Annotated in this window: 23 protein-coding genes and 1 tRNA gene; 10 read left to right on the top strand and 14 right to left on the bottom strand. The window is 56.2% G+C overall.

Annotated features, from left to right (window positions below; translation table 11 throughout):
* Both VI25_RS15935 and VI25_RS15930 read left to right on the top strand, forming a co-directional pair.
* On the top strand, positions 1–505 hold a 505-nt coding region (locus VI25_RS15935), incomplete at its 5' end, for a TonB-dependent receptor domain-containing protein (protein ID WP_161806960.1).
* Between the two features lie 31 nt (positions 506–536).
* A complete protein-coding gene (locus VI25_RS15930) occupies positions 537–1,628 on the top strand; it encodes a YncE family protein (protein ID WP_045688419.1) in 1,092 nt (363 codons plus the stop codon).
* A gap of 100 nt (positions 1,629–1,728) precedes the next feature.
* Here the strand turns inward: VI25_RS15930 and VI25_RS15925 are convergent, their stop codons facing one another.
* On the bottom strand, positions 1,729–2,004 hold the full coding sequence (locus VI25_RS15925; RefSeq protein WP_045688418.1) for a hypothetical protein: 276 nt from the start codon (positions 2,002–2,004) through the stop codon (positions 1,729–1,731).
* A 565-nt stretch (positions 2,005–2,569) separates the two neighbouring features.
* On the opposite strand from VI25_RS15925, the gene VI25_RS15915 reads away from it, so the two are divergent.
* On the top strand, positions 2,570–3,142 hold the full coding sequence (locus VI25_RS15915; protein WP_055562655.1) for a helix-turn-helix domain-containing protein: 573 nt from the start codon (positions 2,570–2,572) through the stop codon (positions 3,140–3,142).
* Positions 3,143–3,462: 320 nt separating this feature from the next.
* Entirely contained in the window at positions 3,463–5,754 is a 2,292-nt protein-coding gene (locus tag VI25_RS15910) for a B12-binding domain-containing radical SAM protein (protein WP_055562657.1), read from the top strand.
* 30 nt (positions 5,755–5,784) lie between these two features.
* Here the strand turns inward: VI25_RS15910 and VI25_RS15905 are convergent, their stop codons facing one another.
* The 4 genes from VI25_RS15905 to VI25_RS23485 all read right to left on the bottom strand — a co-directional run bounded on the left by VI25_RS15905 (position 5,785) and on the right by VI25_RS23485 (position 8,185).
* Positions 5,785–6,927 (bottom strand): hypothetical protein, encoded by a 1,143-nt coding sequence (locus tag VI25_RS15905; protein WP_045688415.1) that lies wholly within the window; start codon positions 6,925–6,927, stop codon positions 5,785–5,787.
* Between the two features lie 77 nt (positions 6,928–7,004).
* Positions 7,005–7,541, bottom strand: coding sequence for a GNAT family N-acetyltransferase (locus VI25_RS15900; RefSeq protein WP_045688414.1), 537 nt, complete (start codon positions 7,539–7,541; stop codon positions 7,005–7,007).
* A gap of 39 nt (positions 7,542–7,580) precedes the next feature.
* Entirely contained in the window at positions 7,581–7,823 is a 243-nt protein-coding gene (locus tag VI25_RS15895; protein ID WP_143437024.1) for a hypothetical protein, read from the bottom strand.
* Positions 7,824–7,936: 113 nt separating this feature from the next.
* On the bottom strand, positions 7,937–8,185 hold the full coding sequence (locus VI25_RS23485; protein ID WP_072144836.1) for an NAD(P)-dependent oxidoreductase: 249 nt from the start codon (positions 8,183–8,185) through the stop codon (positions 7,937–7,939).
* A gap of 85 nt (positions 8,186–8,270) precedes the next feature.
* On the opposite strand from VI25_RS23485, the gene VI25_RS15890 reads away from it, so the two are divergent.
* Together VI25_RS15890 and VI25_RS15885 are read left to right on the top strand one after the other, a co-directional pair.
* A tRNA-Gly gene (locus VI25_RS15890) sits at positions 8,271–8,343 on the top strand.
* A gap of 187 nt (positions 8,344–8,530) precedes the next feature.
* On the top strand, positions 8,531–8,839 hold the full coding sequence (locus VI25_RS15885; RefSeq protein WP_045688412.1) for a hypothetical protein: 309 nt from the start codon (positions 8,531–8,533) through the stop codon (positions 8,837–8,839).
* A 95-nt stretch (positions 8,840–8,934) separates the two neighbouring features.
* Here the strand turns inward: VI25_RS15885 and uvrB are convergent, their stop codons facing one another.
* The 6 genes from uvrB to VI25_RS15855 all read right to left on the bottom strand — a co-directional run bounded on the left by uvrB (position 8,935) and on the right by VI25_RS15855 (position 14,344).
* A complete protein-coding gene (uvrB, locus tag VI25_RS15880; RefSeq protein ID WP_045688411.1) occupies positions 8,935–10,971 on the bottom strand; it encodes an excinuclease ABC subunit UvrB in 2,037 nt (678 codons plus the stop codon).
* A gap of 147 nt (positions 10,972–11,118) precedes the next feature.
* Positions 11,119–11,541 carry a hypothetical protein gene (locus tag VI25_RS15875; protein ID WP_045688410.1) on the bottom strand — a complete coding sequence of 141 codons (423 nt, stop codon included), beginning with the start codon at positions 11,539–11,541 and terminating at the stop codon, positions 11,119–11,121.
* Between the two features lie 46 nt (positions 11,542–11,587).
* A complete protein-coding gene (locus VI25_RS15870; protein WP_052695189.1) occupies positions 11,588–11,953 on the bottom strand; it encodes a DUF6970 domain-containing protein in 366 nt (121 codons plus the stop codon).
* 48 nt (positions 11,954–12,001) lie between these two features.
* Positions 12,002–12,892 (bottom strand): hypothetical protein, encoded by an 891-nt coding sequence (locus VI25_RS15865; protein ID WP_055562654.1) that lies wholly within the window; start codon positions 12,890–12,892, stop codon positions 12,002–12,004.
* Positions 12,871–13,662 carry a hypothetical protein gene (locus VI25_RS15860; RefSeq protein WP_055562653.1) on the bottom strand — a complete coding sequence of 264 codons (792 nt, stop codon included), beginning with the start codon at positions 13,660–13,662 and terminating at the stop codon, positions 12,871–12,873. Before VI25_RS15860 ends, VI25_RS15865 begins: the two co-directional genes overlap by 22 nt.
* Complete coding sequence (locus VI25_RS15855; RefSeq protein WP_052695188.1) at positions 13,643–14,344, bottom strand: RNA polymerase sigma factor; 702 nt, start codon at positions 14,342–14,344, stop codon at positions 13,643–13,645. The genes VI25_RS15860 and VI25_RS15855 overlap by 20 nt, the downstream gene beginning before the upstream one ends.
* A 397-nt stretch (positions 14,345–14,741) precedes the next feature.
* On the opposite strand from VI25_RS15855, the gene wrbA reads away from it, so the two are divergent.
* The gene (gene wrbA, locus VI25_RS15850) at positions 14,742–15,353 is read left to right on the top strand and encodes an NAD(P)H:quinone oxidoreductase (RefSeq protein WP_045688408.1); all 612 of its coding nucleotides are present in this window, start codon (positions 14,742–14,744) and stop codon (positions 15,351–15,353) included.
* A gap of 110 nt (positions 15,354–15,463) precedes the next feature.
* Here the strand turns inward: wrbA and VI25_RS15845 are convergent, their stop codons facing one another.
* Both VI25_RS15845 and VI25_RS15840 read right to left on the bottom strand, forming a co-directional pair.
* On the bottom strand, positions 15,464–16,132 hold the full coding sequence (locus tag VI25_RS15845) for a LytR/AlgR family response regulator transcription factor (protein ID WP_236705079.1): 669 nt from the start codon (positions 16,130–16,132) through the stop codon (positions 15,464–15,466).
* A 116-nt stretch (positions 16,133–16,248) separates the two neighbouring features.
* A complete protein-coding gene (locus VI25_RS15840) occupies positions 16,249–17,424 on the bottom strand; it encodes a sensor histidine kinase (protein ID WP_152981660.1) in 1,176 nt (391 codons plus the stop codon).
* A 242-nt stretch (positions 17,425–17,666) separates the two neighbouring features.
* Here VI25_RS15840 and VI25_RS15835 point away from each other — a divergent pair, with 242 nt between their 5' ends.
* The 3 genes from VI25_RS15835 (at position 17,667) to VI25_RS15825 (ending at position 22,180) form a co-directional block, all read left to right on the top strand.
* A complete protein-coding gene (locus VI25_RS15835; RefSeq protein ID WP_045688407.1) occupies positions 17,667–18,596 on the top strand; it encodes an ABC transporter ATP-binding protein in 930 nt (309 codons plus the stop codon).
* Positions 18,593–19,423, top strand: coding sequence for an ABC transporter permease (locus tag VI25_RS15830; RefSeq protein ID WP_045688406.1), 831 nt, complete (start codon positions 18,593–18,595; stop codon positions 19,421–19,423). Before VI25_RS15835 ends, VI25_RS15830 begins: the two co-directional genes overlap by 4 nt.
* A 186-nt stretch (positions 19,424–19,609) precedes the next feature.
* Positions 19,610–22,180, top strand: a complete 2,571-nt coding sequence (locus tag VI25_RS15825) for a TonB-dependent receptor domain-containing protein (RefSeq protein WP_045688405.1) — start codon at positions 19,610–19,612, stop codon at positions 22,178–22,180.
* A gap of 89 nt (positions 22,181–22,269) precedes the next feature.
* Here VI25_RS15825 and VI25_RS15820 read toward each other — a convergent pair.
* A partial coding sequence (locus VI25_RS15820; RefSeq protein ID WP_055562651.1) for a LytR/AlgR family response regulator transcription factor occupies positions 22,270–22,823 on the bottom strand: 554 nt, incomplete at its 5' end.

Below are 22,823 nucleotides of genomic sequence, written 5' to 3'. Positions count from 1 at the left end.
GGTGGAATGGACCTCTGACCCACGCACCGGCTACACCACGCCCCGCAACCTACGCCAAGTGCGCGCGCAAGGCATAGAGGCCAGTTCTCAGGCAGTTTGGAAGCATGCAGACTACCGGCTCAACGCCCGTGTCAGCTATGCCCTCACACAATCGGAGAAGACAAAGGGAGAAGCCGCCGACCAGCTAGCACCGGGCAAACAACTCGCCTATGTGCCTTTGCACACGGCTGCTTTCACTACTGATCATGCCTGGCACAACTGGCTACTCACAACGGCTCTGCGCTACACTGGTCACCGCTATATCTACTCGGCTAATGGGCAGTACTTGCCGGCCTACCTCCTGCTGAATGCTACCCTAGGCTACTCCGTCAAGCTCAGCCAAACCTTTGGGCTCTTAGTAGCGGCGCAGGGATTTAACCTCACCAACCGCGTGTACCAAGTATACGAAGCGCGTGCTATGCCCCCACGGTGGGGCAGCCTTAGCCTGCGCCTGACTTGGCACTAACCTCGACTTTTTCTTTTTCAACCTTTTTCTCATGCTACACGCATATCGCGCTTTCCCACGACTTACTACCCTTCTCGTTGCTAGCTTCGGGGCCTTGGCTTTCGCCAGCTGCGACTCGAACGACAATGAGTCGAGCCCCAAGTATAACCTTAACAAAGACGGCAGCAACGTATTTGTGCTGAACGAAGGCCAATATGGTACCCCCAACGGGGAAGTAAGCTTATTCAGCAAATCCAGCCGTACCCTTCTCGACAACAGCACATTTCATACGGTAAACCAACGCGACCTGGGTGACGTGGTGCAGTCTATGCTGGTGGTAGGTGAGCAAGGCTATATCGTACTCAACAACAGCAAGAAAGTAGAAGTAGTAAATCTGAAGACGTTTGCTTCGGTAGCTACCGTAAACGGCTTGGAACAGCCGCGCTATGCTGTGGCTGCGGCCACCAATAAAGTGTATATCAGCGAGTGGGTGAGCCTAGGCGGCGCCGGGCGCGTTTCAGTCCTCGACACCCGCACGAACATCATTACCAAGACCATTGCCGTTGGGCGCCAGCCCGAGCAGCTGTTGCTAGCTGGTGGCAAAGTATACGTGGCTAACTCCGACGAGAATACCGTCAGCGTTATCAACCCCAGCACCGACGCGGTAGAAGCTACTATAACAGTACAAGACGGACCGAGCAGCCTTGTGCAAGACCAGGCTGGCACCATCTGGGTGCTGTGTGGCGGCATCACGCGCTACGGCAATACGCCGCCTTACCCGGTACTGTCATCTACCCCAGCCAACCTGATTAAGCTGAATACAACCACGCCAGCGGCTTCGGTGGTGCTCCCGTTCGCGCGCGGCGGGGCCAGCAACCTCCGCCTCAATGGTGCCAAAACCAAGTTGTATTACCGCTACGCTGGCGCGGTGTACGAAATGAACACAACGGCAACTACTCTCCCTGCTACCCCGCTTATCCGGCGCAGCTTCTACGGCTTTGACGTGGACCCCGCCGATAACACCATTTACGGTTCCGTTGCTCCTTTCACCACTACCGGCAAATTCATCCGCTACCAAGCCACTGGAGCCGCCATCGACTCCTTCAATGTAGGCTTGCTGCCCAATGGTTTCGTGTTCTATTGATATGTTATTGAATCACTAGTTTAGTTGAATTGCTATTCTATGGAAAAGGCCGGCTTCTAGGGGAGCCGGCCTTTTCTTTTTTAAAAAACTAGTAGTGCTTTTAGTCGGCAATACCGTCGCGGTTGCGGTCGGCAGCATCGCCCGAAGCTTCGTACTGCTGGCGGCCCGTAGGCATGGTATCCTGAGCTGTGGTCAGGCCAGCGGTAGTGGAGTCAGCGCCGGTATTGGCTTGCGGAACAGGGGCCATTTCTTTGTTAGAGCCGCGTTCCACGTTCGTGTCGCCGCTGTCGGTGCCAGTGCTGCAAGCGGTAGTGAAGGTAGCAGCTGACAGCAGTAACGCTCCGGCAGCCAGACGGAAGAAAGAGAAGGTTTTCATGAGGACAGAAGGAGCTAGAAAGAAAAACTATTCTGCTGTACGGCTGACCTCCCGGCTGGTTTTTGCGTATCAGTAATCTGTGCTTATTTCTGGTATCCACAACCACACTTTACCGTCTGCACTCATGCCTGCACATTACGCTACTGCTACCCTGCCTTTCGTACCAGACTGCCTTGTAAAGCAACAGACCTGATATATTTGTTGCCTATCGTTGGCTGCTCATGAATCGTTCTTCCTCTCCACTTGTCGCCTACCAACCGCTACTGCGGCGCACAGGCCTTCTGGCTGCAATAAGCTTAGTTCTAGCGTTTGCTTTAGTAGCCTATCTATTCGGAGTTCAGGATCAGTTCTTCAGCCGCCTCTTCCGCGCTTTTTTCGTATTTTTCTGGCTACTGGCAGTTACCTTTTTTGGGGTAGTGCCATTTGTACAATGGGCGGCTGGCAGCTGGTTTGGTAAAGCCTGGGCCGACGCTCCTCAGCAACCGGCCCGGCGCCCTCGGCCAGTTACACCTTCTACCCGTAAACCCACGCGGACCGCTACGCGGTTGGACTCAACTAATCACCCGTGAAAACGACGCTTCTCCACATCAAAAACATGGTTTGCCCACGCTGCATTGATGCCGTGCGCAGCCTCCTCGAACAAGCTGGCTATCATCCCACCGATGTGCAGCTTGGTCAGGCCCAACTCGACCAAAGCACCCCTGCTGATCCTATTTCTGTAGCGCCTTTGCTGCGGGAGGCCGGTTTCGACGTGTTGATGGGCCGCGGTGAACAACTCACTGAGCAAATTAAAAGCGCCCTGGTAGAATATTTGGAGCACCTGCGTACTGCTCGTATGCCCCTTACTACTTCGGCCTTCCTCACCGACCGGTTTGCCGCTACCTACTCCCACCTCAGCAAGGTGTTTTCTCGAACAGCAAATCTGACCATTGAGAAATACCTCATTCGCCTCAAAATTGAGCGTGTAAAAGAAATGCTGAGCTACAACGAAATGACGCTTAGCGAAATAGCTGAACATATGCGCTATAGCAGCGGCCAGCACCTCAGCAACCAGTTCCGCCAAGTAACAGGACGCTCAGTAAGCGAATTCCGCCGTGATTTGCTCCCCAAGCGCTTGTCGCTAGATCAACTAGCCTAGCCACCTTGATGCGGCCGATTTGGAGCTTCTCCGGACGGTAGCTGGTAAATTATATTTTTTAAAAGCGGGGTTGAATGACTGCACACGTTGCGTCTTCAACCCCGCTTTTTTGCGCGGTAGCCTAAGTAGCTTTAGGGGTCTTGCCTCCGTACATTACCACAAAATTGGGTAAGGAAAGCGTGTTCCCTACTCGTAAGCGGTAGGTAAGTGTGTTGGATCGAGGCTACAGGTGAATGCCCGCATTTACTACCGTAGGGGATACCGGGTGGCAGAGGTTATCTTTGCGGCACCTTTGCTGTACGTCTGTGGTTGTTGCTGCCGTGTCTACTCTTCGCATCCTGCTCATTACTCCGCCGCTCACGCAGCTCAATACGCCTTATCCGGCCACGGCCTACATTAAGGGCTTTTTGAGAGGCCGAGGCTACGCCATCACGCAAGCCGACTTGGGGCTAGAGCTAGTGCTAAAGCTGTTTTCGGCGGAAGGCCTCACGCGAGTATTTGCCGAAATTGAAGCGGGCGATTTTTCCTTGAGCGACAATACTCGCCGGATGCTACGCCTGCGCGACAGCTACTTGCGCACTATTGGTCCCGTTATTCGCTTTCTGCAAAACAAGGACACGACGCTTTCGTCGCGCATCTGCCACAGCCGGTTCCTACCCGAAGCCAGCCGGTTCGACAACGTAGCTGACCTGGAAAGCGCGTTCGGTACTATGGGCCTTACCGACCAAGCGCGCCACTTGGCCACCCTCTATTTAGAGGACCTAGGCGACCTAATTAAGGAAACGGTAGGGCCACAATTTGGCTTTTCGCGGTACGCCGAGAAACTGGCTATGTCGGCCACTACGTTTGATGGCTTGCACGAGGCACTGCAAGCAACTCCCAATTTGCTGGACCGCATGCTGCTGGAGTTGCTGGATGAGCGAATGGATCAAGTGCAGCCCGACGTGGTAGGATTTACGGTGCCTTTCCCTGGCAATCTATATGGGGCTCTGCGGTTGGCCGGGCGCGTCAAGGAAATCAATCCAAGCACTAAAACGCTCATGGGCGGCGGCTACCCCAATACCGAGTTGCGCCAGCTCCGGGAGCCGCGCTTTTTTGACTACATCGATTACCTAACATTGGACGATGGCGAGGGTCCTTGGCTGCGGCTGCTTGAGTACTTGGAGCAAGAACGAGGCAGCTACGCTTCTGCTCAGCCAGCTTATGCTGCTGTGCTGCCAGCAGTATTGGCAGCAACTCAATACTCCCCCAGCGCAGCAGTGGCCGACGTGCAGCTTGCCGCTGCTTTACCGCTGCAGCGGACATTTTTGCGCAACCATGCGGGCGAAGTAGAATACATTAATCAGCCCTTTGCCGATATTCCGCATCCAGAAGTAGGCACGCCCGACTATTCCGACTTACCGCTAACCGAGTATCTGTCGGTGATTGAGGTGCTGAACCCTATGCACCGCCTCTGGAGCGACGGGCGTTGGAACAAGCTTACCGTTGCCCACGGGTGCTACTGGAAGCGTTGCTCCTTTTGCGATGTGACCCTCGATTATATCTCGCGCTACGAAACGGCTCCCAGCACTCTACTCGTCGACCGTATAGAGCAAATCATTGCGCAAACGGGCCAAACTGGTTTTCACTTCGTAGACGAAGCCGCTCCTCCCCTTGCCCTCCGCGACTTGGCCATTGAACTGCTACAGCGGCGAGTGAGCATCACATGGTGGGGCAATATTCGCTTCGAGAAAACCTTTACCCCAGACTTGTGCCGTTTGCTGGCCGCATCGGGCTGCATAGCCGTGAGCGGCGGGCTAGAAGTAGCCTCCGACCGCCTACTGGGGTTGATGGAGAAGGGCGTCACCATTGCGCAGGTAGCTCGCGTAACCGATGGGTTCACTCAGGCCGGAATTATGGTGCACGCCTACCTCATGTATGGCTTCCCCACCGAAACAGCCCAGGAAACCGTTGATTCGCTGGAAGTAGTGCGCCAACTGTTTGGGGCCGGCATTGTGCAGAGTGGGTATTGGCACCGGTTTTCTATGACGGCCCATTCGCCGGTAGGAAAAAACCCTGCCAAGTACCAAGTAGTGGCCGTAGGTCCGGAGCCGGGCCCGTTTGCCTGGAACGACCTGTGGCACGAAGACCCTACTGGCGCTAACCACGAGAAGTTTGGGCCTGGCCTTGCCAAGTCCCTCTACAACTACATGCACGGCGTGGCACTAGATGAGCCGCTGAGCTTCTGGTTTGACTTCAAAACGCCCCGTACTACCGTTGCTCGCCACCTCATCCAGCAAGCGTTGCAAGAACCTGGCAAAGCCGATATTGCCAAGCAACACCAACGCCTGTTTTGGCTAGGCAACGCCCCAGAGCTACGGTACGAAGAAGGCCGTAAGGGCCGTCGAGCCATCTTAACCTTCTTCGAGCAAGCAGAAGACTTTGAGGTGAACGTGCCAGTAGTATTGGGGCCTTGGCTCCATCAGCTGCTTACGCGGCTTACCGAGGACTATAACACGAAGCTCACGTTGAAAGAAGTAGCAAGTTCTTTTCCGGCAGGCCAAGCTTTCGAGCAATTCGTGGTGTCGCCCACGTGGCAGCTGCTACGCGAAAAGGGGTTGCTTTTGCTGTAGCAATGCGCTGTGGTAGCTAGTCTGTGCTCCTTATTGATTTACGCTCTTCAGCCACGCTAGTACCCCCTCCCAGTAATTGGGAGCCGGACGAGGCCACTGCCACTGACCATCTTCACTAGCCCGGCCAGGCAGCACAAACGTGGAGGAAACCTGTGGAATAGTACGCACTTGCATAGCACCCTTGTTACCCAAGGCTGTCCGTAGCCGACGGGAGCTTTCCTGTACATTGACGCTGGTATCAAGTGCGGCATAGATTCCGAGGGTAGACAAGTGCTGCTCGCCCAGTACTCGGTACTGGCGAGCTTCAGCCGCAGTAGTAGCTGGGGCAGCTTCCAGCACTACGAAAGCCGCTTGGGGTTGGCTGGTAGCAGCGGCTAAGGCCACTGCTGAAGATGCCACCCCACTTCCCCAAATGCCCACACGGCTGGAGTCTACCCCGGTTTGGGTGCGTAGCAACGTGAGGGCAGCGCTTGCCACTTGAGTAGCCACCGAATCAGTGCCCGCAGCCACAGGCGATGGAGCTGTTACGGGTACTACTACCGTCACGTATCCTTGACGGGCCAGGCGAGCTGCTTGCGCCGTGGCTCTGGCGGTGGCTGCCAGGGGAGGTACCAAAGCAATAGCGGGGTGCTTGGCTAGCGTGTCGTCCGGAAAAAGTATGGCGAGTGGCTGCGAATATCCAGGTAGCCCAAGCCGAACCGATTGCTCACGGTACCCCCGCGAAGCTGCATCGCCCCGGCGCACCCATACAAAATCAGTACGCAGGCTGTCCCAAGTCAACACGCCTCGCAAAAAGTCTCCTTCCCGCACCGCCTGTATACTGATGCCGCCGTTAGCGTGGGCATGTTGCTCTATTCGCAGTTGGGGCTCTTGATAGCGCAATTGGGCCGCCGCAAATTCTAGCCCAGGCATGGTAGGGAAGCTGACATCGGCCTGTAACTGGCCGGGAGTAACCTCGCGGAGGTCCAGTGCCACCCGCACTTCTGTACCTAGGTAGCTAATGGGACCTTCGTAGTGGCCCGTAGGTAGCGGTATGGTAGTGGCATCTCGGATAGCATCCGACGAGCAGGCAGCTAACCCCAGCGCGACTACCACTAGCCAAGGCTGCCAGCGGTTTGCTAACGCAGCGGTTGCGAAGTTTGCAGATTGGCTGTACCCGGCGGCTGATTTCAAGGACAACTAGCTTTGATGAAGACCAAACAAAGGTAAGGGCACAAGTTGAATAGAGCCGGGCAGCCGCTTGCTACTCTTTACAGCCCCTTACGCAGGATCAGATCGTTCTGCTTGTCTTCTCCCAGCATGAACGTATGTTCGCCAATGATTTTGAACCCAAAACGCTGGTAGAATGCAAGGGCGTGCTGATTTTTTTCCCATACCCCCAGTACTACCGCCCGGCTTCCCTGCTGTCGGGCCTCCTCAATAGCCCGGCGCATAAGTGCAGCTCCTAAGCCAGTACCTATCCAGTCTTCTTCTACGTAGAGGCGGGCAACCTCCAAGCGTAGCTCCGGCGTTTTGCCCGGTTCTAGTCCCAGAGTAGACTGTAAATCCAGCTTGGCGTAGCCCACTACCTCCTGCACCATTTGGGCGAGCAGAAAAACGACATTGGGGTCTTGCAACTCAGCCAGTTGAATTTCAGGACTGAACGTAGCTGCTAGGTAAGCCTCCATATCTTCGGGCCTGTTTTGAGCAGCAAATGTATCGTGAAAGGTACGACGACCTATTTCGGCAAGCTGAGCGGCAGTAGCGGCCGTGCGTTTTGCCACCGTAATGCGGAGCGGAGAAGACATACAAGCAAATAAAACTCAAAGGTAGCAGGCCCAGCCTAGCTAATCGATGGTATGGTTGCCGGTTCGCTCACGCCAGCCGTAGCGTAGCATCAAAACGGCCGTTACCAGCATAACCAAACTCAGAATAAGTCTTGTAGAATTGATGGCTGCTTCGCCGAGCCGCTGAAACTCGTAGTAAATGATAGTGAGGCGCAATCCTACACCTATCAGCAACAAAGTGCCCGAAAGTAAAAACAACATCCCAACGAGGCGGCGTGTGGCAGGAGGAAGCGGCCAAGGCATACGGTGCAGCAGGTAAGTAGGTGAGACCGGTAGTAGCCGGATGGGAAACTTAGTAGGAAATATTAACGGCTTTCTCCACAAAAACGTCGGTGGTGAGTTGGCGCAACATAAAATCAGCAACGTCGGCACGTGCAGTTTTGATTCGTCCCTAAAGCTGATAAGATGACGTCGTGCCCGGCTATTACTGCTGCTACCTGGGCCGGTTCGTGCACGTTACCTTGTACAATCTTCAGCCGCTGATGTTGCATCTGTAGCTTAGCGGGGTTACGCACAAAAGCCGTTACATCGAACTGCTGATCTAGAGCTTGTTGCATCATTTCCCGGCTAGTGCCACCAGTACCTCCAAACGTAAGAAGCTGCATAAGGCGGATTGAAATACAGGTACAGTCCGTTACGCAAATAGATTGTAAATTGATTTTGTCGGTGTATTTTTGTTTCACCAGCCCCGCGAGAGTAGCTCAGTTGGTAGAGCATCAGCTTCCCAAGCTGAGGGTCGCGAGTTCGAACCTCGTTTCTCGCTCAGTATGAATTGGCCACTTGCTTTTCGTAGCAAGTGGCCTTTTTCGTTGGTTTTTAATCGTTGGCTCTGGGCGTTGAGCCTTCTTGGTTTGACTAAGGGATAACATAACGGCTACTTACTCCGTTAGAGGCGAATTAATTTACTGCTAAGCTTAGCAGTATCTGTTCACGCTCTAATCCTTCTTTCCATGAAAAAGATCCTCGCCTTTGCCGTCCTGTGTGTAGCTGGTATTTCGGCTGCTACTGCTCAAACCACCCAGAGCACTACCACAACCACGACTCAGCCACAGACGACTACCGTGCAGCCAGCACCTGCTACTACGGGCACCATTAACTCTACTACCACGACGACTACCACCGACCCTGCCACTACCACAGTAGGTACGCAGTCGGGCACAGGTGTTTCACAAGGCACAATGAACACGAATACCCCGACCAACGTGAAAGCCAAAGACAAGCGTCGCAAGTCGAAAGTAAAAGCTAACCCTAACGACTAAGTTAGCCGAGAAGCCAAAGAAAAGGCCGGCCGCACAGTGTGCGGCCGGCCTTTTCTTTGGCTTCTCCCTACATTATACTTGCAGCACTAAATTGGCTAGTCGCGCTTGGTTTTGAGCACTTGCTTCAGGGCAGCCAGTTCATCGCGGAGTTTAGCAGCGGTTAGGAAGTCAAGGTCTTTGGCAGCAGCTTCCATTTGCTTTTCCGTTTGCTTAATTAGCTTCTCCAGGTCTGGCTTGCTCATGACGGATACTACGGGCTCGGCGGCAATAGCCAGGGTCACATCATCGGAAGGGCCAGCATACCCTTGGGGTTCCGTGATGCGGTAGTCCGACAACGAGGTCTGCTCCATAATGGCTTCGCGGGATTTGCGCACGGTACGCGGCGTGATGTTGTGCTCCTCGTTGTAGGCAATCTGTGTAGCGCGGCGGCGATTTGTTTCGTCAATGGCCCGCTGCATGGAACCCGTAATACGGTCGGCGTACATAATAACCTTGCCCCGGTCATTACGCGCGGCGCGGCCCATGGTCTGGATAAGGCTGCGCTGGTCACGCAAGAAGCCTTCCTTATCAGCGTCAAGAATGGCTACCAGGCTCACCTCAGGCAAGTCGAGTCCTTCCCGGAGCAGGTTCACGCCAATGAGTACGTCAATTTCGCCGAGGCGAAGCTGCCGCAGAATTTCTACCCGGTCCAAGGTTTTTACATCGGAGTGCACGTAGCTCGACTTGATACCGAGGCGCTCCATGTATTTCTGCAGTTCCTCGGCCATGCGCTTGGTCAGAGTAGTCACCAGCACCCGATCACCTTGCTTCACGCGGTTGTCTACTTCGTCCAGCAAGTCGTCAATTTGATTGATGCTGGGTCGGATGTCGATTTCCGGGTCAAGCAGGCCAGTAGGTCGAATGATCTGTTCTACTACTACCCCATTGGCTTGGGTTAATTCATAGTCGGCCGGGGTAGCCGATACAAACACGGCCTGCCGGTACATGCTTTCAAACTCATTGAACGTTAGGGGGCGGTTGTCGAAAGCAGAAGGTAAGCGGAAGCCGTACTCAATAAGGGCAGCCTTGCGGCTCCGGTCGCCACCCCACATAGCCCGAATCTGAGGCATGGTAGCGTGGCTCTCGTCCACTACAAGTAGGAAGTCATCGGGAAAGTAGTCGAGTAGGCAGAAGGGACGCGAGCCGGGCTGGCGGCCGTCGAAGTAGCGCGAGTAGTTCTCAATGCCGGAGCAGTAGCCTAGCTCGCGAATCATTTCCAAGTCAAATTCCGTGCGCTCCATGATGCGTTTGGCCTCAGAATCGCGTCCCTCTTTTTCGAAGTAGGCGTGCTGCTGCACCATGTCGTACTGAATTTCCTTGATTGCCTGGTTCAGGGTGTCTTTGCCCGTCACAAACAAGTTGGCCGGGTAGAGGGTCACTGACTTTTCGTCGCCGAGCTTTTTGCCGCTGGCTGGGTCAATCTTATGGATGGCTTCTATCTCGTCGCCGTAAAAGAAGATACGGTACGCGTGGTCGGCATAGGCCGGAAACAGGTCTACAGTGTCGCCCTTTACACGGAAGGTACCGCGCGTGAATTCTGCTTCGGTGCGGGAGTACAGAATCTGCACAAAGGAATACAGCAAGTTGTTGCGCGAGTACCGCAGGCCCGGCGCCAGGTAAATCACGTTTTTGCCGAACTCTTCTGGATTGCCAATGCCGTAGATGCACGACACGGAAGCTACTACAATTACATCGCGCCGCCCACTCAGGAGCGTGGAGGTGCAGTGCAGCCGCAGCTTCTCAATCTCTTGGTTGATGGCCAAATCTTTCTCAATAAAGACGTCGGTGCTGGCAATGTAGGCCTCGGGCTGGTAGTAGTCGTAGTAACTGATGTAGTACTCGACGGCGTTGTTGGGGAAGAACTGCTTGAACTCGCCGTAAAGTTGGGCCGCCAGCGTTTTGTTGTGGCACAGCACAAGGGCGGGCCGGCCTGTTTCGGCAATAACGTTGGCCATTGTAAAGGTTTTGCCCGTGCCCGTGGCCCCAAGCAGCACCTGCGCCGGCTCACCATTGTTCACACCCTCTACCAGTTGGGCAATGGCCTGGGGCTGGTCGCCGGTGGGTTTGAATTCTGAGGTCAGTTGATATTGCATGCAGGAAGAGAAGGTATGACGAAACCGCCTGGATCATCGGTCAACAGGCCAGCCTAGGATAACTGCATTAGCAAAGTGTAGGTTTCTTGGGAAACAAAAAAACCTGCCCGCGATGCGGACAGGTGTTGCGCAACCACTACCTCCTAGCTAGCGTGGAGTAAGGCGTAACGTAGCCGTTGAGGGCTTACTAGCGGTAGCAGCACTTGGATATGGATCGACGGAAGCTAACACAAGCCAGTACGGCACGGCCTCTATTACCACGGCGGCTGAGTCATTCTGGCAAGCGCCTAGGCACAGCGAGGTAAGTTGTGCGTCTCCGGTTGCACCCCGCAATTCCACCTCGGCCAAAGCTTGCCCTTGCCAAATGCACTGCATGTTGGTGGGGCAACGCGAATCAGAAAGCTTGGCGACTCGCAGCAGCACCGATTTACCAGCGGTTTTAACAGTAGCACTCTGACTAGCCCGGAGTTTTACTGTGCCATCGATGACAGGCGTGACGTCGTTTTTTTGGCATTGCACTAGGCCCAACGCAGCCCAGAAAAGCACAAGGACTAGTAACGTTTTCATCATCTAGCAGATATTAGAACAACGAAGCAGCACAAGCTCCTTGCTTAGGTTAACGAGGGTCGCGCCAGACTAGTACAGGGTTGGTTGCGGCAGCAGCAAAGTCGCTGCATCGGCCGTCGCCTTGGTTGGCGGTACCGCCGCTGGCCGCACACAGTATGTTGCCGCACCCGTCGAATAAGTAGTTGTAGTTGTTGCAGCAGCCCCCCGTAACAAGGTACACCGTTTGGCCGTGGTAAGTGTACTGGGTTACTTCGGCAGCGGGCGTCTGCTTGGGCTTTTGTTGGAGCTGTTCAATTAGGGTATTAGAAAAATTAGCGGGACAGGCATTATTACCCAGGGAATCTAACTCACTGCTGCAGGCAACCATACTGGTCCATAGCAGTAGCAGCCCCAGGAGGCTAAGAAGGCGGTTCATGATATGTTGAAAAGCGAAATCAACTCTGAATATAGCGCGTAAAATAACTTAGTGAATAGGTGCTACAGGCCGGTTGGCACCAAATTCTACGCTTGCCTCAATTCCTACACTATATGGGCGGCTTTGATTTCTCATTGACTGCGCGGGTCGCGCATTCATGGTGTTAAAACCCGCATCAACAGTAGGCCCTACCGACACGCTCCAGGAAGCCGCTGCTGGCTGGTAGCGCATGCCCGCTCCGCCGCGCCCAGAAACCAACACTTGGCGGTAGGGAGATTCGGCGGTAGTGAGGGTATAGGTGCGGGTAGCTTCTGGAGCACCGCCCAGCTCTGAGCGGCTACCTAGCAGCAGGTTTACGGCAGCTCCTACTTTGGCGTAAAGCGATACACCCGGCCGGCTAGAGGCATAGCGCACCTCCACCGGAATACCCGCCGTACGGTAGCGGTACGTAGTAGTACGCGCTGCCTGTGGAGCCCGCGAAGCGAAGCTAGGCCGAGGGCTAAAAAGGGCATTAGCAGCCGTGAGACCTACTTGCTTGCCATCAACAAAGCCGTAGGAAGTAGCTGAAGTGGCACGTTGCTCGGCTACCTCAGCTCCCGTGCGTACACTCAACTTGCGGTTTAGCGCATAATCTACAGTAACGGCGAGACGCTGGCTAAGACCTGCCCGCAAGTTGCGACGGTACTCCGTTTCGGCGTCTTCTTGGTAGTAGTCGTTCAAGGCCAGCGTGAGCGGATCGGCCTTTATTCTACCGTCGGCCTGGGAGAAGTTGATATTAGGATTGTAGGCACCGGCACTATAGCTGCCCCCTACACGCAGGCGGTGCCACAGCTTGGTGGGTTGCTTTTCTTCTACCGTGGGTTCGTTGGCAGCCAACATAGCACTCTTCATGGCCGGCATTGCCAGCAACGAAGGCTTCAGTGTATCGGGTAGGCGCAAGCAAGGGCACTGCGGAGGCGAGCCTGCAGAGCCGCCAAGCCCGAAGCTTCTTCTGAACCCAAGCCTGTTGTGGAGGCCAATCCTGTTGAGTTGGAGGTCAAGGAAAACGTAGAGGCCATGGAAGCACCAAAAGCACCACCCGCCCCGCTTTGAGAGCCTGCCCTGTAGCCAGTGCCTCCACGAGAACCCCAGTACTCGGCGGAAGCAACAGTAGTGGCACCAGTACCGATTTCCATGCCGGCAGCCTGACCCATTGCGGCCCGCGCCGTTTGGTAGGCGTCTGCTAGCGTTTCCGACAGGCTACGGTCGGCGGCGCCTGCTCTTGTCCCATTGGGAGTAGTGGCGGCTTGGGCATAAGCCGACCCCGCGGAGCCACCTTCTAGCAGACCATCTGGCGCTACGGCCGTACCGGAAGCAGTTCGGCTAGCTTGGGACAACATACCGTTGGCAGCGCCACGTCCAGCAGTGCTTGGAGCAGGGTAGTTGGCCGCTATTTCTTCTGATTGGCTGGAGCCGAACTGGCGTAGTGCCGCCCAGCCACCAAACCCAAGAGCGAGCAGCAAGCAAGCAGCCGCTACCCAGCGGTGTACCACTAGGCGCCGGCGGAACGTGTTGTTTTGCTCGGACACCATTTCTAGGTCGAGTTGTTCCCAAAGGTTGCTGCGCGGAGCTACCTCGGCCTCCGCAAAGGTTTGCTGGAACAGATATTCCAGGTCACCGGTGGGGCGCGGGTCTTGGGGAGTAGGAGTGTTAGGAGCGGAAGCTGCCATGCGTGCGTTGAGCGTCAATACGCTCTAATTTACTTTTCAAAATAGCCCGTGCGCGGGAGTACTGTGATTTGCTGGTGCCTTCGGAAATACCCAGCATGTCGCCGATTTCCTTATGCCCATACCCCTCGATAGCAAACAGGTTGAACACCATGCGGTAGCGCGGTGCCAGGTCCTGAATCATACCTAGCAGCTCTTCAAAATTGTAATTCGACAGGGTAAACTCTTCACCTGCCAAGTCTTCCGGATACTCACCTCCGTCGCTTACCGCCACCAGGGGGGCGTTGCGGCGGTGCTGGCGCAGGGCGGCATTCACCATGATGCGGCGAATCCAGAACTCCAACGGACACTCCCGGCGGAAGTTCCCAAGGCTCTTGAATACGGTTAGGAATCCATCCTGCAACACGTCTTCCGCCTCGAAAGTGGTTTGCGCATAGCGCATACACACGGCCATCATACGGCCAGCAAAACGTTCGTAGAGGTATTTCTGCATCAGGCGGCTGCCAGCTAAGCAGCCGTCAATCAGCTCCGAATCGGAGAGCTGCGAAGGCGGGGTAAGAGTACGCACAGGAGCGGATGACGACGAGGATAGGGAATCCGGGCGGGCAGCAGCGGCCCCTCCGCTACCGGGTAGTAGGCTGCGTAGCCCACCCCCAGCTCCCAAAGCAGCCGATAAAGTGCTCATTGGGCACGCCGACCCAGCTGGCCGGTGGTTAGTCGCTCACAAACGGCCCGCCCCTCTCTCGGAGACTCAGTACCGCTACCGTAAGGATGCTGCATACGCTGCAAAAAGTTGAATAACACGCTTATAATAAAAGCCATTTCCTGGAAGCAGGTAAGCGGCTTCACAGGTAAGAGGGCAGCAAGGCTAACAGAGGTTGCACAAGCCTAAAAAAAACCTGAGCCACTGCTCATTTTTTATTATCAATCAATCTATTACTTCTAAAAATACAGAAAAGAATAAGTAACCTAGCGAGTTGAATGTACATACACACATCAGGCGCAACCTCCGCTGTCACGCCGCGTAGGTGTAGGCGCGGCTGGTCCCCAGCTATTAGTCTTCTTTCACTTTACCCCATCCCATGAAAACGCTCATCCTGTTTTACTCAACCTATGGTCATGTCTACAAACTGGCAGAGGCTGTGGCCGAAGGTGCACGCCAAGTAGCCGGCAACGAGGTAACCATTAAGCGAGTACCCGAGACGCTGTCGCAGGCCATTTTGGACCAAACCGGCGCTACTCAAGCACAGAAGGCTTTTGAGCACATTCCCGTAGCTACCCCAAATGAACTGGCCGAGTACGACGCAATCATCTTTGGTACGCCTACGCGCTACGGCAACCTGTGCGGACAGATGCAGGCGTTTATGGACAGCACCGGCGGTTTATGGGCCAAAGGCGCACTGGTTGGTAAGGTTGGAGGCGCTTTCGTGAGCACCGCTACCCAGCACGGTGGCCAGGAAACTACCCTGCGCGCTTTCCACACGGAGCTGCTCCACCACGGTTTTGTGATAGTAGGCCTGCCCTACGCTTGGCAGGGCCAGATGGGCCACGAGGATGTAACGGGTGGCACGCCGTATGGCGCCAGCACCGTGGCTGGTGGCCAGGGTGAGCGGCAGCCGAGCGAGAACGAACTGGAAGGCGCCCGTTTCCAGGGCCGTCATACCGCTGAAATTGCTAGCAAACTCGCGAAGTAATCAGCTTCATAGGTCTCACTACACAGAGAAGGACGCTTCTCCTACCCCACGACTCCCAGGAGCGTTGGGTGGGAAGAGCGTCCTTCTCTTATTGTATCGGCCAGACCAACTCAGAGTTGGTTATAGGCACGAATGAGGTTGGTGAAGGCTTCCCGGTAAGTGTCGCCGATGGGCAGCAAGCGCCCCGCTACCTGCACCTTGCCGCGTTCTACGTGTTCAATACGGCTGAGTGCCACCAGAAATGACTTATGGATGCGAGCAAACCGCTCGGGAGGCAGCACCTCTTCCACCCGCCGGAACGACTGTAGCGTGAGCACCTTGCCCGACGTGGTATAAATCATAAGGTATTCCTTCATGCCTTCGATGTACAGAATATCATCGAAGGCGACACGCTGCAAGCGGTGTTCGTTTTTCACGAACATGGCATCGGGGGCAGTGGGCGTGGCATCGGCTGGGGCAACTGCGGGCGGAGCCCCTACTGACCCAACGGTGGGTAGCTGGTGCCGCACCTTTTGCACGGCTTGCATAAACCGTTCGAAGGCAATGGGCTTGAGCAGGTAGTCGGCCGCGTTTAGCTCGTAGCTACGCACGGCGTACTGGTCGTAGGCAGTGGTGAAAATGATGCGAGGCCCCGGCTTAGGCAGCAGTTGTGCCAGTTGCACCCCCGTGAGACGGGGCATGTGAATATCCAGAAAAACGATATCAACGGGGTTATCCTGCAGAAACGCTAGCCCAGCCAGTGCATCATCAAACTGACCTTTCAGTTCTAGCCCCGGCACCTGGCACAGTAGTCGGCCAAGAGGTCTAAGGCCAGAGGCTCATCATCAAGGATAGCGCAGGTCATGAGGGCAGCAAGGCTAAAGTGATACAGGGAGTTACGGAGGCAAGCAGCGGTTTAGCTCAACAAGGTAAGCGTAACGACGTGTTGGCCGGGAGTACTCTGCACGTCCAATACGTAGCGGTTGGGGTAGAGCAGTGCCAAGCGGCGGCGCAAATTGCTGAGGCCTACCCCACCCGGCTGCTCAGGCAGCTGACGCAACTCATCGGGGGGCGCCACGTGATTCAGCACCCGAAAAGTGAGGCGGCCGCTTGGCTGCAAGACAAGGGAAATGTGCACCGCCACCGGGCGGGCCGCTAAGTCGCCGTGCTTGAAGGCATTTTCCACCAGCGGCAGCAAGAGTAGCGGGGCAATGGGGTGGGCGCAGTCGGGGGAGGTACCTTCACTATCAAAGCGAATGGCATCGGGGGCGGACGCAGGCAGACGGAGGCGCTGCAAGTCCAGAAAGGATTGTAAATGGGCCAACTCCTGGCTGAGGGGCACGGTATCGGTGCTGCTTTCGTACAGCAGGTAGCGCATGATTTCGGAGAGGCGCAGCACCGCTTCGGGCGCCTTGTCCGACTTCCGGCTCGTAAGCGAATAGATATTATTGAGCGTGTTGAAGAGAAAGTGCGGGTTAATTTGGGTTTTGAGCATGGCTAGCTCCGTGAGCAACTGCTGATGCTCTAGCTCCCGGCGGTTGCGCAGGCCACCCAGGTAGTCGCCGGTCACGCGAAGGCCCGAACTGAAAAAAATGGTCATCAGGCCCATGATACCATAGGGAATTATCATTTCCAGGGCCTGGCCCTTTGCTCGCACATCTTCCGCAGCACCGCCTACTACCCAGGATGCGCCAAAGCGCAAGGGTATATACACAAGAAGCAGCAGCACTACACCTCCGATATACTGCCCGAGCCGCCCCCGTCCCAGCGTGCGTGGTATCAGGAGCACCCAGTTAGTATAGAATACGCTAGCCGAAAGTAAGTCGGTGAGCAGGGCCCGCAGCAGTAGCATTTCCTGAGGCTGGCGGTTTTTGGGGTTGGCCTGGTTGTAGAATAGCATGAGGCCGTCTAGCAGAAACAGCACACCCCAGAACAGGATGTGCACCCACAGAGGCACCGATGCTACCTCATCGGTGCGCGGCCACCAGTCGAGCCGGGAAAAGGCGCGCAACCGGGCGCGCCGACTGCGAGTAGGCGACGGAGCCACATCTGCAGCGGCGCTAGTTGAGCTAGAAGGCAAGACAGTTTCCACGCTGGAAGATACCACGCACCGCCCCTATCTGTTGCTGGGTTTCAACCAACACCCCAGCCCAGCGCACCAACGGCAGTTGCGTGGGCCTGAAACTAAGATGGCTACCCCACAGAGCCCCGCAAACCGTGTTCGGTACCCGAAAGAGGGCTTTGTAGCACCGCCCCGGCGGGTTGGTTGAATACTCACCAGTAGGTATAGGGGAGCCAGTAGGTTTGCGCCGTTCCCACTGTTCTTTCTGCGCTATGACAACAACACCGCTCCTGCTGGAAACCCAAGGCCTCCACTTCCGCTTCGGCAAACGCGCTATTCTACAAGACATTAACTTGCAGGTGGCGCCGGGTAGCATCTATGGATTTCTGGGCCCGAACGGAGCCGGTAAAAGCACGACCATGCGTCTGCTCCTGGGGCTGTTGCGGCCGGCGGCGGGCCGCATTCAGCTATTTGGGCACGACCTAGCCCAGCACCGGGTGGCCCTGTTGAGTCGGGTAGGTGCGCTCATCGAAAACCCCTCCCTCTACGACCACCTCACGGGCCGCGAGAATGTGGACGTCACGCGCCGGCTGCACGGCGTACCACCCGCTCGCACGGCAGAAGTTCTGGAGATTGTGGGCCTGACAAATTCCGCCAATCGGCCGGCCAAGGAATACTCCTTAGGCATGCGCCAACGCCTCGGATTGGCCCTGGCCCTGCTCCCCGACCCGGACCTTCTTCTTCTCGACGAGCCGACCAACGGGCTTGACCCCAATGGCATTATGGAGATGCGCGGGCTGCTACAACGGCTACGGCAGGAACACGGCAAAACCATTCTGCTATCAAGCCATCTTATCAGTGAGATTGAGAAAGTAGCGACCCACGTAGGTGTCATTCAGCAGGGCCGGCTGGTGTTTCAGGGCCGGCTACCGGAGCTGCAGCAACTACACGCCGGTAGGGCCCAGGTAATGCTGGAAACTGCCAGCGCCGATACGTGCCGGAACTTGCTACCACACTTGCTGGGTGGGGCCATGCTAACGGGAGCCAGCACGCTGCAGCTACCCTTCACTTCGCAGAACCAAGTAGCAACCCTGGCCGAGGCGCTGGTAGCGGCGGGCCAACCTATCTACAGCCTGCGGGCGGAGCAACCCAGCCTCGAAGACACCTTCCTTCACCTCACCGAAACCAGCGCCGCCCTATGAGCACTGCCCTCGCTCCTTCGTTTGCCTTGCCCGCTGCCCCAGGCCTCCTCACTCAACTCCACCGCTGCTTGGCGGCCGACTACCAGAAGCTACGCCGCACCGTGGCCTTGTGGCTTGCAGTAGGTGGCGGTGCCCTACCCGTCCTGCTGAACTTCTGCATCTTCTACTCGAAAGGGCAGTACATCATAAAGCCGGGGCAAAACCCGTGGCCCCAGTACGTGAGCATGAGTTGGCAAACCTCCTCTATTCTTCTGCTGCCCCTTTTCATGGTGTTGCTAACCGGTTTGCTAACCAATGTGGAACACCGAGCCAGTGGCTGGAAACACGTGCATGCCCTACCTGTTGGGCGCTGGGCAGTGTATAGTAGCAAGCTGCTGATCCTGCTGCAACTGACGCTGCTGGCCGAAACGCTCTACGTAGTACTGCTCCTAGGTGCGGGCGTGCTGCTGGGCTGGCTGCGACCGGGCCTGGGCTTCCAAGCCAACCATCCTGATCTATTACCCGTGGCCACCATGCTGGGGCACACCTTCATAGCCACTCTGGGCATGCTAGGTGTGCAATACGTAGCGGCCTTGTGGTGGCGAGGTATGGTAGGCCCGCTGGGGTTAGGTATTGCGGGCATCGTCACGGGGCTCACACTGCTACGCTGGGAACACATTGACTTGATTCCATACGCCGCCACTACCCGCGTGCTTGGTGCCTTAGGGGGCAAAGGCGCCCTAACTGTGAACCCCCACATGATGCCCGCCGAGTGGTACAGCTTGGCCTGGTTTGCTGGCTCCCTGCTACTAGGGTACTGGCTATTGCGCATGCGTCGCGCCGATTAATCTCCCGTTTCTGGCCCTGAACTGCAACCTACCCCATTGTGGTGGTGCCTATGTCCTCGTCGAGCTTATAGCTGCTCAACAGCCCTTTGCTACGCTTCAGGATATGATTTGAACAGCCCACACATTTTTACTTTGCGAGTTTCCCGCCTCCCCTTCTCTTTGCTACTCCTTCCCGCTATTCACCTAATGAAACACCCATATCTACCCTTATTATTAACCGGCCTACTGGCGGCCCCAGCTCTGGCCCAAACTACGCCCCCCGCTGGTGCCCGTCCCAGCGGCACCACCAGTCAGGCGCCAGCCCGCGCGGTACTGCCCGCCACGCCCAAGGGCACGGGCCGCCTTACCGGACTTATCCTTGATGCTACCACTAAAAAGCCCGTGGAATATGCCACGGTGGCACTTCTGCCGGCTACGGGCAACACGCCTATTGATGGGACAGTATGCGACGACCGGGGCCGGTTCACGCTACGCGATTTGGCACCTGGCTCCTACCGGGTGCAGGTAAGTTTTCTGGGGTATACTAGCCGCACCGAAACGGTGACCGTCACGGATGGTGCTACCGATATTGGTTCGCTCACCCTTGCCTCCTCGGCGCAAAAGCTGGGCGAGGTAACGGTAACCGGGGAGCGGGACGTGGTAGAAACCAAGCCCGACCGCATTGTCTACAACGCCGATAAGGACCTCACGAACTCCGGGGGTACAGCAGCGGATGTACTGCGCAAAGTGCCGCTGGTGAATGTGGACCCCGACGGCAACGTGGAACTCCGGGGCACCAGTAATGTGCGCGTGCTCATCAACAACAAGCCCTCTGGTATTGTGGCCTCGTCGGTGGCCGATGCCATGAAGCAGATTCCGGCCGACCAAATTAAGAGCGTGGAGGTAATTACCACTCCTTCGGCCAAGTACGATGCGGAGGGCACGGGAGGCATCATCAATATTATCCTTAAGAAGAACAACCTGGAGGGCCTCAATGGCTCGGTGGGCTTAGCGGGCGGTACGCGTAGCTCCAACGGCAACACCACCGTGAACTACCGCAAAGGCAAGGTAGGGCTGAGCAGCTCAGTAAGTGGCTTTATTTTCTACAGCCCCAACCGCTCCGACTTACGCCGCTATCAGCCCGATGCCAACGGCAACGAGGCCCTAACGCTCACGCAGAACGGAAGCGGTAATACCATTGGTGGGGGTGGATTCGGGCGGATGAGCCTGGACTATGACCCGGCGAAGTACCACAACCTGACGTTGAGCTTGCAGGGTAACTTATTCCGCAACAGCGGCGACAATACGCTGTATAATTTCAATGCGCCGTTCAACCCCACTGGCAACCCGCTAATTCGCAACTCGGAGTTTACTCGGTATTCGGACCGCATGTTCAATACCCAGAGCTACGACGTGAGTGGCAGCTACACCCGCACATTTGAGGAAAAACGCCGCGAGTGGAGTGTGCTAGCCCAGCACACTCGCAACCGCAACAACCAGGATTATAGCCTCGACCAGTACAACAACGAAGGCCGCGGCATGGAGCGCAACACGGGCATCGACTACCGTGAGGAAAGCTTGAACCTGGCCAAAAACCTGGAAACCACCGTTCAGACCGACTACACACATCCTTTCTCGGAAACTGCTACCCTGGAAACCGGGGCCAAGGCGATTCTGCGCCGGGTAAGTAGCGACTACGACGTGTCGGAAGATCGACTAGGCAACGGGCCACTGATTCGTAGTGATGTGCGCTCCAACCTGTTTGACTACAACCAGGATGTGCTGGCGGCCTACGGTACCTACGGCTTTAACCTAAGCAAGAAGCTGAGCACCCGCTTGGGTACCCGCCTAGAGCACACCCGCATTGACGGCAGCTTTGCGCAAGAGCAGAGCGAAAACTCGGGCGTAAACCAGAAGTACACCAACGTGCTGCCCAACGTGAGCTTAAGCTTCCAGCCGGGCAACCCTAAGAAGCCGGGCCAATCGATTCGGTTGGCGTATTCCCGGCGTATTCAGCGCCCCCAGATCTTCTACCTCAACCCCTTCGTCAACGCCACCGATACGCTCAACATCAGCTACGGCGAACCACAGCTGCGTCCCGAGCTTACGGATAGCTATGAGCTGAACTTCACGACGTTCATCAAGAGCTCGGTCCTGAACATTTCTACCTACGCCCGCCGCACGGGCAATGCCATTGAAACGTACCGTTTCATCGACGAAAACGGCGTTAATAATCAAACTTTCCGCAACATCGGGCGCAATGCTACCTATGGCATCTCCCTGTTCGGCTCGGTAAAGCCCGTGCCGAAGTGGGATGTAAGCGGCAACGTGAACGTGTACTATGTTTCGCTGAAAAGCCCTTCTCTGGATCTGAGCAATGATGGGGTAATGTATAACCTGAACCTAAACTCGGGTTACAAATTTGAAAAGGGCCTCAGTGTGCAGTTCTTTGGTGGGCTCAATTCCCCACGCATTCAGCTCCAGGGCAAGCAAGCCGCCTGGACGTTCTACTCCATAGGGCTGCGCAAAAATCTGCTCAAGGACAAGGCCGACCTCACTCTGAACGCCGACAACTTCCTCTCGGCGACCCGCAACCTGCGCACCACGCTCGACACCGACCAGTTCCGCCAGATTAACAACAACTACATCTACCTGCGCGGGGTACGCTTGGCTTTCAACTACCGCTTTGGCAAAGCCTCTACCCAGCCGCAGAAGCGCCGCCGGGGCATCCAGAACGATGACACCAAGCAAGGCGAAAGCAGCCAGGGCCAGCAGTAGGCTCCTGTGCTAAGATAAAAAGAAAGGTCCTGCTACGGCAAACGTAGCAGGACCTCTTTGTGTATGAAGGTGCTTGTGCTGCCTATTGACTACACAAACTTATGGTAGCGCAACAGCTCCATAAACGCGTCGCGGTAGGTTTCACCAATAGGCAAAGAGGTGCCGTGCACTTGCACGCGAGTGCGCTCTACGTACTCGAGGTGGCGCAGATTGATCAGGTAGGACTTGTGAATGCGGGCGAAGCGACCGGGAGGCAACAGTTCCTCCAGCTTGCGGAAGGATTGCAGGGTAAGAATTTTGCCGCTGCCTGTGTACAGCATCAAGTATTCCTTTTGGCCTTCTACGTAGTAAATATCGGCTACCAGTACCCGGCGCAGGCGGTTGTCGTGGCGCACAAAAAGGGCTTCCTCTCCCACTGCCCCACCCATTTCGGGGGCCTCGGGGGTAGCGGGCGTGGCCGCCGGCGTCGGCTGGCTCAGGGCGGCCCGGGCCCGGTGGGCTGCCTGCACAAACCGCTCGAAAGAGATAGGCTTGAGCAGGTAGTCTAAGGCGGGCAGCTCGTAGCTCTGCACGGCGTAGTTGGCGTGGGCCGTGGTGAAGATAATACGCGGCCCCGGCTGGGGTAGCAGCTGCGCCAGCTGTA

The sequence above is a fragment of the Hymenobacter sp. AT01-02 genome, from assembly GCF_000961955.2.
Classification (GTDB): Bacteria; Bacteroidota; Bacteroidia; order Cytophagales; family Hymenobacteraceae; genus Hymenobacter; species Hymenobacter mucosus.
This window is presented reverse-complemented; position numbering and strand designations above follow the sequence as displayed.